The sequence below is a fragment of the Weizmannia sp. WK01 genome (genome assembly GCF_025905465.1).
GTDB lineage: Bacteria > Bacillota > Bacilli > Bacillales > Bacillaceae_C > Weizmannia > Weizmannia faecalis.
The window spans coordinates 1,127,012-1,140,108 of the sequence record NZ_CP109616.1 but is presented as its reverse complement, the minus strand read 5'-3'; the positions used below and the strand labels follow the sequence as shown (position 1 = coordinate 1,140,108).

Annotated in this window: 11 protein-coding genes; 6 read left to right on the top strand and 5 right to left on the bottom strand. The window is 49.9% G+C overall.

Features of this window, described 5'->3' with window-relative positions; all coding sequences use genetic code 11:
- Positions 1-9: 9 nt before the first annotated feature.
- Both OF158_RS05130 and OF158_RS05125 read right to left on the bottom strand, forming a co-directional pair.
- The gene (locus OF158_RS05130) at positions 10-885 is read right to left on the bottom strand and encodes a fumarylacetoacetate hydrolase family protein (RefSeq protein WP_014095757.1); all 876 of its coding nucleotides are present in this window, start codon (positions 883-885) and stop codon (positions 10-12) included.
- 10 nt (positions 886-895) lie between these two features.
- Positions 896-2,062: a DUF418 domain-containing protein gene (locus OF158_RS05125; RefSeq protein WP_026683751.1), complete on the bottom strand. Its 1,167-nt coding sequence runs from the start codon at positions 2,060-2,062 to the stop codon at positions 896-898.
- Between the two features lie 119 nt (positions 2,063-2,181).
- Here OF158_RS05125 and OF158_RS05120 point away from each other — a divergent pair, with 119 nt between their 5' ends.
- The 6 genes from OF158_RS05120 (at position 2,182) to OF158_RS05095 (ending at position 4,547) form a co-directional block, all read left to right on the top strand.
- A complete protein-coding gene (locus OF158_RS05120) occupies positions 2,182-2,403 on the top strand; it encodes a spore germination protein (RefSeq protein WP_013858760.1) in 222 nt (73 codons plus the stop codon).
- Positions 2,404-2,416: 13 nt separating this feature from the next.
- Positions 2,417-2,647: a spore germination protein GerPB gene (locus OF158_RS05115; protein ID WP_035182062.1), complete on the top strand. Its 231-nt coding sequence runs from the start codon at positions 2,417-2,419 to the stop codon at positions 2,645-2,647.
- 437 nt (positions 2,648-3,084) lie between these two features.
- Positions 3,085-3,711 carry a spore germination protein GerPC gene (locus OF158_RS05110; RefSeq protein ID WP_014095759.1) on the top strand — a complete coding sequence of 209 codons (627 nt, stop codon included), beginning with the start codon at positions 3,085-3,087 and terminating at the stop codon, positions 3,709-3,711.
- Entirely contained in the window at positions 3,686-3,865 is a 180-nt protein-coding gene (locus OF158_RS05105; protein ID WP_014095760.1) for a hypothetical protein, read from the top strand. The genes OF158_RS05110 and OF158_RS05105 overlap by 26 nt, the downstream gene beginning before the upstream one ends.
- Before the next feature lie 4 nt (positions 3,866-3,869).
- Complete coding sequence (locus tag OF158_RS05100) at positions 3,870-4,307, top strand: spore germination protein GerPE (RefSeq protein ID WP_014095761.1); 438 nt, start codon at positions 3,870-3,872, stop codon at positions 4,305-4,307.
- Between the two features lie 21 nt (positions 4,308-4,328).
- The gene (locus OF158_RS05095; RefSeq protein ID WP_035182064.1) at positions 4,329-4,547 is read left to right on the top strand and encodes a spore germination protein; all 219 of its coding nucleotides are present in this window, start codon (positions 4,329-4,331) and stop codon (positions 4,545-4,547) included.
- A gap of 117 nt (positions 4,548-4,664) precedes the next feature.
- On the opposite strand, the gene addA is transcribed toward OF158_RS05095, so the two are convergent.
- From addA to OF158_RS05080, 3 genes are all read right to left on the bottom strand, one after another.
- Complete coding sequence (gene addA, locus OF158_RS05090; RefSeq protein WP_035182067.1) at positions 4,665-8,396, bottom strand: helicase-exonuclease AddAB subunit AddA; 3,732 nt, start codon at positions 8,394-8,396, stop codon at positions 4,665-4,667.
- On the bottom strand, positions 8,374-11,877 hold the full coding sequence (addB, locus tag OF158_RS05085) for a helicase-exonuclease AddAB subunit AddB (RefSeq protein WP_035182069.1): 3,504 nt from the start codon (positions 11,875-11,877) through the stop codon (positions 8,374-8,376). The genes addA and addB overlap by 23 nt, the downstream gene beginning before the upstream one ends.
- A 361-nt stretch (positions 11,878-12,238) precedes the next feature.
- Entirely contained in the window at positions 12,239-13,030 is a 792-nt protein-coding gene (locus OF158_RS05080) for a TIGR00266 family protein (RefSeq protein ID WP_035182074.1), read from the bottom strand.
- Positions 13,031-13,097: the final 67 nt, after the last annotated feature.

Genomic DNA, 13,097 nt, shown 5'->3' with positions numbered 1-13,097 from the left:
CATCTTACTTTATTTGATGGTGTTTCGCAAAGTTCCCACCTTTTCAACCGTAATTTCAACCTCATCACCCGGATTCAAGAAACGCGGCGGATGAAACCCGTTGCCGACGCCGGCTGGGGTGCCCGTTGCAATGATATCCCCGGGTAAAAGCGTCATCCCTTTCGACAATTCGGATATAATCTCCTCAACCGGGAAAATGAAGCGGGATGTATTGGACTGTTGGCGGACTTCCCCGTTTACTTTTGTCACGATATCAAGCGCATTCGGATTTTCGATTTCGGAATGATCGACAATCCACGGACCAACCGGGCAGGATCCGTCCAGACTTTTCCCGATAAAATATTGCTTATGCTTCCGTTGAAGATCCCTCGCTGTGATATCGTTTAAAATGGTATACCCGAACACATGGGAAAGGGCATTTTCTTTTGCAATCTGCTTCCCTTCCTTCCCGATCACGACGGCCAACTCCCCTTCGTAATCCAACTCGCGGGTAACCGTCCGGTGTGAATCAACCGGTGCTTCATGTGCATTGACAGTTGTTGTCGCTTTTGTAAACACAATAATATGTTCAGGAATATCTTCCGCGCTCCCCATTTCAATCGCATGTTCCCGGTAATTTTTGCCGACACACAACATGTTTCTCACCGGATTCGGAATCGGGGGAAGGCAGGAAACCTCGTGAAGCGGAACGAGCGCGCCATCAAGGGTTGCTTCCGGTTTTTTCAATGCTTCCCGGACACGGCCGGTAAACGCCTCGCCCGCCCGGATGCCTTCAAGCAAAGATGGCGGAAAACCATCCAAGACCCGTAAATTTAAAATCGTTGTTTCATTATAAAGCACACCGTATTGTACCTGGTCTTGCCAAACAAAGCTCATGAATTTCATCGTATACACCTCATCCTTTTTTGTCATTTCGATAACTGAGTCGCCGCCAGCCCCATTCAAGCGGCCCGTAGCGGAAGCGGTGCAGCCAAATGTCGGAAACCAGCACTTGCATAAGAAAAAGCAAAACAACAAGCAATACCCCGCTTGACACAGACAGCTTTCCGTAAAGCCCGAGACCGTAGGCGTAAAAGATCAAAGAGGCTAAACCAGACTGGCTGATGTAATTGGAAAGCGACATCCTCCCGGCCATTGCAACCGGCCTGAGAAAATCCGCCAGCCGGTGCTTCACACAGAGCTCAATGAGTGCAACATAAGCACCGCTTAAGATGACGCCGCCGATCGTCTCCCGGATGTACAGAAAAGGCAGGATGGGGGCGACAATAACCGGCAACAGTTTGCAAAACAGGCCAAAAGCAAAGCAGCAACAAAAAAACAGCAGCCATTTTTTTGCCGGAATCCTCCTCTTTGTAAGCCAGCCTTCCCTGCAAACGCCCGCTCCCGCCATTATCAGCGGAAAAACAGACAGAAAAGCATGCCATGTGCCGGAAGGGCCGTATACCGCATACCAATCCAGCCACCTTCTTTTCGTAATGTCGATAAAGCTCCCGTTTGCATACACCTGCAATGAAGCGGTGGCATTGCGCCAGTCGGTATACAAAAGTGAAGCGTCCGGCGACCGGATGGCCATCACCATCAGGTAAAAGCTTATGAGTAAATGCGGGATAAAAAAGAGCGCAGCCCCGCCAAACATCAAAACTTTTCCTCCCAGTTTCAGAAAAGGCAAAAGCATCATGCCAAAGACTGCATAAGCCGCTAAAATGTCCCCCGGCCAGATGAGCCATGCATGGGCAAGGCCGAGAACGAGCAAAACGGAAAGGCGCCGGAAAAGAAACTGATAAACCTCGACCCCTGCCCTTTCCGCCCGCTGTTTTTGCACCATCAGCCCATATCCGAAAAGAAACGCAAAAATGGGATAAAAACTGGACTGGAAAAATACCTCAATCCATGTCACGATTGCCCGATCCTCCGCTTTGAACCAGTCATACGGATTTATATAAAGATAAGGGGACAGAAAAGAAAGCATATTGACCATCAGAATGCCAAAAAGGGAAAATCCCCTCAGTATGTCAATTGCAGGATTCCGCCGTTTTTCACGGATTGGCGCCCATTCAGCCATTGCAACGCTCCTTTTTTGTTTTTGCCTGTTAGGCGGATAAATCACCCTTTTTTCGGTTGCTTCATACAATAAAATATGAAAAAGCCAATTGCCACTGACCAAGGAAGGATGTGCGCGCCATGCCCGGTTTTGTCGGCGCCGTCCAAATTATCAGCATCGGATCAAGCGGCGTCTTTAATGTCGGTGACGTATTCCTAATTCAGCCGGTTGCCAGTTCCAAAACGTTTGCCGGGGCGGGATCTTTTAATACCGGTGAAAACCTGTCCATTACAAACTACCAGTCCAATACCAACACGTATGATTTTGATGCCATTGACCAGGGAAACTATTTTAATTTGTAACGGGTGAAAACAGATGAATTTTTACGTGCAACAAAGCATCCACATCCGCATGATCAAGATCGGCGGCATTACCAATTCTTCCGTCTTCCAAATTGGCACGTCCGGCATCATCAAGCCGGCAGCTTATTTGTATAATACCGGAAATTTTTCCGAACCGGCTCCTACTGCCGCTGCAGACCAGCCTTACAATCCGAATGTGACCGTTCCGATGCAGTCCGGCGCTTCCGCTTCAAGCTCAAGATAGAAAGCGCAGGCTCGGTTTTCCCGGCGTTATGCCTGAACATGACCGGCATGTTCTTTCCGGCTTATGCGCCATTTCGGGCTTGAAGCACCACTTTGTTTCGGGCGTCATTCTAAAAGCCGCGGCCTTGATACATTCCTGGCTGCAGGATGCGCGGACCCGGTTTTCCCGGCGTCGTGTTTGAAGCCGGCATGTTCTTTCCGGACAGATGTAGGGTAGATCGCGTGTGCTGAAACCGGCATGTTCTTTCTTGACACATTTAGACGGCAGCGACTTCTGGTATGTACACGTGTACGGAACCTGCACGTCTTTCCGGAGCCTGCGCCAGGTTCAGCATTGACACTGCACGCCGATTTTTGCTTTAAGTTCAAGGCTGATTGTTTCGTTCCGATCCAAGCCGGCGGTCACTGCCGGGCTTTAAGCCAGAAGGGGGTTTTTGAATGCCAGACCTTTTTGCCGAACTCCGGCAGCTTTACCAATACTTTCAACACCATGAAACGAAGTTGGCGAAAATGGAAAAGACGCTTGCCTCCCTCATAGAGGAGATTGAGCAGCTGAAAGCAAGGCCGCCTGTCCGGGTAGACCGGATCGAATATGCATTTGATCAGCTAAAAATTGAAACACTGGATGGCACCTTGAATATCGGCATTAATCCGTCTGACCTGTCCAGCATAGAGGATGCAGCCATCCCAAAAACGCAGGGCATCCCCCATGCCAATAATGAACACCGTGCTGCTTTAAAACAGGCGCTTACCGAAAAACTGATGGAATATTTGGAAAAAGAACTCCCAACAACGATCACCGACAATGAGCGGCAATTTAAAGTCCGCCTAAATCAAGAATATCATAATTTTATAAAAAATGACTTGAAAAACCAACTTCCACAGCGCATTGATTATTATATCAACCAGCTCAATTCAACCGGACCCGTTGAAGGCGAATGGTTTGACAAATTGCTCGGGCAAATCAAGGCGGATATGGCGCATGCCGTACAAGTTTTTATTTCCCATCTGCCGCCGCAAATGAACGGAGGTGCCAGCGATGGAACTGAACGTCACAAACCGTGAAATCTGTGTGGATTATGTCCAAATTATCGGGATTTCAAGTGCCTCGGTTTTCCTCATTGGCGATACGGAAACGATTCAGCAGGGAGCGGCCTTCGATACGCCGCCGGAATCCCTAATTATCAGTCCGTACGTGCCGTTTGTGCCGAGGGGATAGCAGGATGCAAAGAAACTCCTTTGTGGATACGCTCCGGGTCAAAACCGTCATATTTGGTTCGAACGTCATTGTTGGAGACTCCGAGCGGATCCAGATGTCTGCCGCCGTCCTTGCGATCCAGCGCCAGCAGGAATTGTACTACGGATTTGAAGCGCCGTTTCAAACTTTTCCCATTTTCCGCCTGGCCGTTCCGATTCCGCCAGTAACAGAACAAATCCGGTTTCAGGTTTACCAAGAAAATCCGGTCATAAAAGTTTCGAATGTAGAGATCATTGGGATGTCGACTTCAACCGTCATGCAAGTCGGAAGCACTAAATCAATCGCCCTTGAATCAAGGGTCCACCATACCCGTCAGCTAGACCCGAATATTCTGAAGCTTGGCGGCCGTGTTCCCCCGCGCACCGTTGCCGTCAGCGAGGAAAGCAGCGTCATGCCAGATTAATCCTGAAAGCAGGTGATCAAAATGCCGGCCATTGTAGGCCCTTTACAAATCTATAATGTTGGAAGCGGCATTGTCCATTTTGGCGACACAGCTGTCATCTCTCCGAAAACAAGTTCGAAAACATCTACCGGCTCCGGTTCTCTTTCCACTTCCGCATTTGTCATTACAAACAACGCGCTCAGTGTAAACAATACGGCTAACGGCAGTGTTGTCGACCAGCCATCTGCAGGAAACCATTAGAAAGGCAAAGAGGGCAGGCAAATTTTCCGCTACCTCGCTGCCTTCAAAATGGAAAGATAAATTTTTATGTGTTGCAATAGCTATGGCAAGAATGGGCTCCCTTAAAGGAGGGCCCATTTATGATTGGATTTCGAGAAGATGCCCGCCATCAAAGAAATACAAGTATTGCGCTTTTACCTTTTTCTTTAAAATGGTTTCCAGCGCCCTTGAATAAAGGGCCAGCTGGACTTCATAACGTTTGCGTAGGACAGGCTCTGCTTCTTCAAATCCGCCTTTAAACCTGCCATGGATATTGTCTGTCTTAAAATCGAGCAATACGAGGCCGTCTTTTTCCTCTGCCACGCAATCAAATATGCCCTGGATAAGAACATGTTCATCCGCAAGAGATGCATCTCGGTAAATTTCCGCTGCGGGAACGGACAAACTGAACGGCATTTCCCGCATCACCCGGCCGGCTGCTAGGATACGGCGGCCGATATCCGTTTCAAAAAAGCGGACAAGCTGTTCAGCCGCAATGGCATCCGCCTGTTCTTCCGTGAGCAGCTCCTGTTTCACCATCTCTTCAACCAGCGCCTCAACGGAAGCATAAGTCGGCGGCGCATCAAACGGGATATGCTGCATTACCATATGCATCGCTGTCCCGCGTTCAGCCGGCGTAATCGATTTTTCCTGCATAAAACGGGGGCGGTCAAAGATATGTTTTTCCGCATTCGGAATAAACCGGGTACCATTCGTTTCGTCATGCTCTTCATGCATCCGTTTCAATTCAGATACCGATTGTTTGGCACGCCGGAATGTTGCCGGCTCATTGCTGTACCGGAAGCTTAAGCGCCCGAAAACCTGTGCTTTATAAGCGGATTCCGCCGCAACCGGGAGGCCGGCTTTCACTTGATGCTGCCAGTCCACTTCCCCAACTTGTTCCGGTTCCTGGATATCGGCAAACTGTTCTTTCGGCAAAACGGCGATCTGCCATTTGGATGGATCATCCAGCACCACCCGGCCGTCATCCCCGAAAAGCACTGTTCCGTCCGCATGCCTGCTGAGCGAAGGAATGATCCAGTCCAAGTAAGTGCCGGCCGCTGCGCGCACATGGTCTGGCATCAGCCAGCCTTCCTGCCGCCTCGTTTTCCCCCATTTTTCCAGGCGCTTGCCAAGATTTTTCACCGTCCCGACCAAATACAGTTTTTCTTTTGCCCTAGTGAGTGCGACATACAAGACGCGCATTTCTTCAGCCAGCATTTCCAGCTTTTTCTTTCTTTTAAAAGCAAGCTGCGGCAAAGACGGGTATGTGATCCGTTTTTCCGGATGAATATACTTTGAGGCGAACCCGAAATCTTTATCAAGAAGAAACGCCTGGCTAATATCGCGCATATTAAATTTCCTATTGAGACCGGCCACGAACACCACCGGGAACTCGAGCCCTTTGCTTGCATGGATGGTCATCAGGCGGACGACATCTTCCTGTTCGCTCAATGCCCTCGCTGTTCCGAGGTCATCCCCGCGCTCCTGCATGCGTTCGATAAAGCGCAAAAACCGGAACAGCCCCCTGAAAGATGTTTCTTCATATTGCCGCGCCCGGTCATACAAAGCCCGCAAATTGGCCTGCCGCTGCTTTCCTCCAGGCAGTCCGCCGGCAAAGTCATAAAACTGCGTGTCCCGGTAAAGCTGCCAAATGAGGGAGGACAAATCCCCCTGCCTTGCAACAGACCGCCACACCGACAATTTTTCCATGAATCTGGACACTTTCTCATACGCTTCTTCTTCCTCAGGATCCGGCCGGTCTGCTATAAATTTTTTCACCGCTTCATAATACGGACCCCGCTTTTCATGAATGCGGATAAGGGCAAGCGCTTCTTCATCGAGCCCGACAATCGGGGAACGGAGCACGACTGCAAGCGGAATGTCCTGATACGGGTTGTCAATTACCTTTAATAAAGAAAGCATGATGGATACTTCCGTCGCGTCAAAATACCCGGTTGAAAGTTCGGTGTACAACGGGATGCCCGCCTGTTTCAATTCTTCCATTATGGTCGGCGCCCATGCCATGGAACGCATCAGGATAACGATATCTTTGTACCGGATCGGGCGGAATGTGCCGGTCTTCGGATTGTAAACCTGTTCTTCGTCGATCAGTTTTTTTATTTCACGGGCAAGGTAACGGGCTTCAAGCTGGGATTGTTCCAGTTCGGCCCGGTCCAGCGTTTCTTCATCCGAAATGTCTTCTTCAATCGCTTCATCGGCCTGGTCAATCAATGCCACTTTGACCGGATGATCCCTTTCCGGATAAGAGGCGCCTGCCACAAGTGCAGCCTGGCTGTCATATGCCATCTCGCCCACCTTTAGGCCCATGATTTGTTTAAAAATAAAATTCGTACCGTCGAGAATTTCTTTGCGGCTGCGGAAGTTTTTCGACAAGTCGATTCTGAGACCTGTATCCCGGCCTTCCGGATCAAAATCCCGGTACTTTTTTAAAAACAGGTTCGGTTCAGCAAGCCGGAACCGGTAGATGCTTTGTTTCACGTCTCCAACCATAAACCGGTTGCCGTCAAATCCCGCCCCTTTTGCCACAAGGTTCATAATCGTTTCCTGTACCATGTTGACATCCTGAAATTCATCAATCAGCACTTCTTTAAATTGCTGCTGGTAAGCTTTGGCCACTTCTGACGGGGTGAGGCTGCCATCTTCATTTTTTTCAGCAAGAATGTCCAGGCAAAAATGCTCCAAGTCCGAAAAATCAACGATCCCTTTTTCCGCTTTTACCGCGCCATAAGCCTCTGCAAATTTTTTGACGAGCGTTCTAAGTTCCGCAATCACCGGCCGCATTTCCTGCATGTCTTTCAGGAACGATGCCGGCTTCCTTGAGAAAAAGTCTTTTTTTAAATCTTCAAGTGTTTTCTTTGCAGATTTCCGCAAATCATCGGCTGCTTTGACGAGTTCCGCTTCATATGCATCCCCTTTGCACGCTTTGGCGCGTGTAAACTGCCATGCATTCATTTCTTCATAAAGCCCCTGCCATGGACCGTGAATTGCCGCAAGCAATCTGTCTGTAATCTTCATGTCATTGAGATAATTTTCCGCCCTCGGCGCAGGCCCGCCCGGCTCTAAGGCGAGTCCATACGCTTCCTCCAGCATGTCTTTTGCAGCCTGCAGCTGGAGGTGAATATCAGCTTTCACCGCTGCCATAAACGGCAGGCTGTCCACCTCTTCCACATCCCCGGCATCATACAGCTCGACCATTTTATCGAGCCATGCAGACGGATCCGGGTGGGAACGGGAAAAATCGTAAAGCTTCCGGATCAGATGCTGGAGCTCGTCATCACTGCGGTCGTTTGAGAATGTATCGACTGTGCGGTAAAACAGGTCATTTCCCGCTTTCGCATACTCCGTTTCAAAGAGGTCATCCAGCACTTCATCGCGCAGAAGTTCGGCTTCTGTATCATCAGCGATCCTGAATCCGGGGTCGATGTCAATCAAATAATAATATTTTCGGATCACTTCAAGGCAGAAAGCGTGCAGCGTGGAAATCGGCGCTTTATTCAGCAGGCTCAGCTGTTTCCGTAAATGATGCGAATCCGGGCGGCTGCTGATCGCCTCCTCGATCGCTTTACCGATGCGATGGCGCATTTCCGCAGCCGCAGCATTGGTAAAGGTGACAATGAGCAGTTCATCAATATCGAGCGGATCGTGTTCATCCAATATTTTTTGGATAATCCTTTCCACGAGCACGGCTGTTTTTCCTGAACCGGCAGCCGCTGCGACAAGGATGTCCTGCCCTTTTGCCATGACGGCTTTCCATTGGTCATCCGTCCAGACGGCATTCGCCGGTTTATCCGGAATGGCTGTTTTCATCTGTTCTGCGCTCCTTTCTCATTTTGGCGAGGATTTCTTCCGGTTTTTCCGGGTGAATAAGGCGGTAATTGTTTTCTTCCATCGACTGGTCAAACTGGCAGACCGAACGGAACGGGCAGAATGTGCACGCCGCCTGTTTTTTTATTTTATATGGCGCGATATCCGTCGTACCGGACAGGATCGCATTACCAGCCTCTGTGTAAATATTGCGCACATAGCTGCGGATCGCTTCAAAGTCTTCTTTGCTTGCCACTTCGGACCGGGCCGTTAATTGGCCGTCCTTTTTCAAACCTGCCGACACAATCGCACTGTTGCCGGATTCAAGCGACCGGTCCATCAATGTGATCACTTCCGGGCTGTCCAGCAATAGTCCTCGCATCCGGAAGTCTTTTAAAATTTCTTCTTCAATTTCTTCAGCCGACAACATTTTTTCCGCCGAAATCAGCGGGTCATGAAGATGGAAATACAAAACGCCTGCCGGAATCGTTTCTTCCCCTGTCAGCTGTTTCGAATACGTCATAATGAGATCCAGATAGGTGAGCATTTGCAAATCAAGGCCGTAATACACATTTGTCAAATCGAGCTTGTGCGCACTTGATTTGTAATCGATGATCCTGACGTACACACCGTTTTCACTTTCCGCCTTGTCGACGCGGTCAATCCGGCCCTGCAGCTCCATTTTCGCCCCGTTTTTCAATGTAAACGAAAGCGGTGGGAGCTCTTTTTTCGGCCCAAAAGCGAGTTCCATCGCGACCGGTTCAAAGCCGCTCCGTTTCGCATGGACGCTTAAAATATATGAAGCCCTTCCGACAACCTGTTCCAGTTTCCTTTTAATATATTGGTAGCGTTTTGAACTGAGCAGGATTTGATGCTGCAATTTCGGGGCAAGATCGTCCACAGCCGCTTTTGCGAGCTCCATGCTTTGCTGTTTTGTGATCTCTGACCACGGAATGCCTTGGCGCTGCAGGGTGTCGGAAATCCATTTCAATGCACCGTGGAAAAGATCTCCGATATTCGGCGCATCAAGACGAAATACATCCCGTTCCCGCAGCCTCAGCCCGTATGTCGAAAAATGGGAAAACGGGCAGGTGAAAAACTGCTCCATTCTCGATACGCTGGCAAGGATATGGTCGCCGTACAGTTCCCGGCTCGTTTTTTCGGAGAGCTTCCGGGCTTTGTTTTGGTAAAACAAACTGGAAAAAGCATGGGCCGCCCGATTTTTCCATTCCGGGTGCTCCATATAAAAGTTATACGTATCCCACCAGAAGTCGGCCATCGGATACCCTCTTTTTTTCAACTGCAGCTGCGAAGTGACAAAAGCAATGGCAGCCGCCGGATGGGAAATGTATGCAGCTTGCTGCTTCTCTTCCAGTTCCGCCGGGTCATTCACCCATAATCCGCCGCCGCGTGCCGGGAACATGTCCTCTATCCGGTTGATGAACGGGGACGGCAGCAATGCTTTCCCTTCTTCATCGGCAAGCGGAAAAGATAGTACCAGTTTTTCAGAAGGTGTCGTCAATGCCCGGTAAAAGATAAATTCTTCGTCGAGCAGGCGCCTTTTGCTGCCGGGCATAATTTCAAGCCCGGTAAGTCTTAAATATTCACGCTCTTCATCATTTAAAACGCCATCTTCGGAAATTTTCGCCGGCATGACCCCGTCATTGACCCCAATGATAAACGCCAGTTTGACATCAGACAGCCGGGACTGCTCCAGATTCGCCACGAGCACCTGGTCCAAAGCCGGAGGAACGATCGAAAATTTTAATGACTCAAGCCCGGTTTCCATAATGGCAGAGAATTTCCCAACATCAGCAGGTTCATCGCCAAGGATTTCAACATACTGATCCAAAACGCCCATGACTTCATCCCATGCCTGGTCGTGTTCCCTGGCAGCGACAAGATCCCCCGCTTCTTCCTTTTCAAGCCGGAGCGCTTCCAGTTTTTCCGGAATCTCCAATTCTTCGAGATAAAGATACAACGCTTCACAAAGCGCTTTTCCAGTGCGGGCGCGCTTCAAACGCCGCGACAGGCGCAAAATCGGCGCCGTGACGAGAAGCCTGAGTTCATTCAGTTCCTGTTCGATTTTTCTTTCCTCATCCGTTTGTGGCAGGTTTTCTAGTTCGAGGCCGCGGATCCGCCGGTATTCCCATCTTTTTCTACTCGTCCACCGTTCCCCCTGGATGCCGTAAGCCAGACAATAGTTTTCAAGCCGGTCCATTTTTTCACGCAGCATACGGGTATCTCCAGGCGGAAACAGCAATTCTGTTTTGATGGCACGGAAAACCGGTTCATAACGCCAGTTGCCGCGGATGATTTCCAAAGTCGAACGGATCAGTTCAATGAGCGGATGGTTCAGCATCGGCCGTTTTCTGTCAATAAAATACGGCACATCATAATCGTAAAAAACCGTTTCGATTAAATCCTGATAGGCCTCCCCGTTGCGAACAAGGAGGGCAATGTCACGATAGCGGCAGCTGCCTTCCATAACCGCTTCACGGATGGAACGGGCAACGCCTTCGATTTCTGCCCGCCGGTTGTTCGCCTGCCAGATTTCGATGCTGCTTTCCCCCGGAAAAGAAGGAAACGGGAGTTCTTCAAACCGGGACTGCAAAAAGCGCAAACTTTCATGCCGGAAACGGACCGGTTCATACAGCGCCACGTCTTCTTCCGTTTCAATTTGAAAGGCGCGCGCCAGTTCATAAATATGGGCATAGGCTTCTCCCGGCATCCGGAACAAGTATAAATCATCCGGCTGCATCCCGCGGAAAGCCCGGTCCGTTGTGAGCGCAACCGTCACGCGGCGACATTTTTTCAGGAGTTCCCCGATCACCAAGTATTCCTGCGGGTTAAAAGTATGGAAGCCGTCTATATAAATTTCCGCATCGTCCAGATAGCGGGATTTTTCAATGGCAGAAGCAAGCAGCCTTAAGTAATCTTCCGAATCAATGTATTTGCCTTCCAGCTTTTGTTCATATGCCTGATATACGCATTCCAAATCGTGCAGCTTGTCGGAAAGCACTCTTTCCCCGTCCGCTTCCTCGATTGACGCACGTTTTTCCTGAAGCTGTGCAGGTGAAACGCAAAATCGTTTGAATTCAGTCAGAATGCGTTCGACATTGTCAATAAAGCCGGTCTTATCCGCCGCCCGCGTGAAAACCGACAGTTCTTCTTTTTGGTCTTCCAAAATTTTCCGAATGAGCATATTTAACCCGCTGCTCGATACATGGGTACGGCTGATCCCGCCGACTTCCTGCAATATTTTCCAGGCAAGGCGCGTAAAACTGTACACCTGGGCGCGGATCATCCCGCCCAGTTCAGGGTCATGCGCAAGCCGTGTTTCCGATAAAAAAGTCATTTGCTCCGGAACAAGGTAAATGAGCGGTGCCCCGCCCGGATCGCCAAGCAGTTTCTGCCTGATTTCACGGTGGATGAAAGCTGTCTTTCCTGTCCCGGGGCGCCCGGTAATAAATCGAAGGGACAATTGGTTCACTTCCTTTTGATGGGCTCAGTTGGCTCCATATCCGGAAACATGCCGGACAAGGAACATTTGTTCTTTTATTGTAACGGATATTTTTCTATGAATCAAGCTTTTTGCCAAAAAAATATGCTTCCTGTTTTTTCTGCCGGGGGATGCCCCGCTTCCAAGTAAAATACTGCCTTTTCCCGCCCCCGGAAAAGTCCTTCCCATCCAATCCGGATGCCCTCCCCATCCGGCCGGTCCACGCAACCGCCGTCGGGGCACTCTCCCCGCTTCCGTCCGGGCGTATCATTTTTTCATATGCCAAAAAAAAGCACTGCCTGTTCCGGGAAACGTCCCGCAAAATGCAGTGCTTTTACACCTCTTAATCCCCGTTAAACAAATTAAACAAGCCTTTTGCCATGCTGCCTTCATCCTTCGAACCGCCCGCTGCCGGCATTGCGGCAAATACGCGGCTGGCCAGGCGGCTGAATGGCAGGGACTGCACCCAGACCGATCCCGGCCCGCGTAAAGTGGCAAAGAACAGGCCCTCTCCCCCAAACAGGGCTGTTTTGATCCCTTTGACAAATTCAATGTCATAATCGATCGTCCGTGACATGGCGACAAGGCAGCCTGTATCCACCTTTAATGTTTCGCCGGGTGCGAGCTCGCGTTTCTGGATCGTGCCGCCTGCATGAATAAAGGCAAGGCCGTCTCCCTCAAGCTTCTGCATAATAAATCCTTCCCCGCCGAAAAACCCTGTTCCAAGTTTCCGCTGAAATTCAACACCAACTGAAACCCCTTTTGCCGCTGCCAAAAATGCATCTTTCTGGCAAATGATTTTTCCCCCTTGTTCACTTAAATCCATCGGTACAATTTTGCCCGGATAAGGCGCTGCAAACGCTACATGCTTTTTATCACGGCCTTCGTTCGTAAAGGCGGTCATAAAAAGACTTTCGCCGGTGATCAGCCGTTTTCCTGCAGAGAACAGTTTTCCCATAATGCCTCCGCCCTGGCTGCCCGATCCGTCGCCAAAAATCGTTTCCATCCGGATGCCGTCTTCCATCATCATCAAGCTGCCGGCCTCGGCGATGACGGTCTCCTGCGGGTCGAGCTCGACTTCGACAAACTGCATGTCATCCCCGACCAGTTTAAAATCAATATCGTGGTTGTTCATTTCCAAACCTCCTCAAATTGCACTACCCCCTGTATACGGACTTGCCGTTCGCAATGTTTCATTTTTA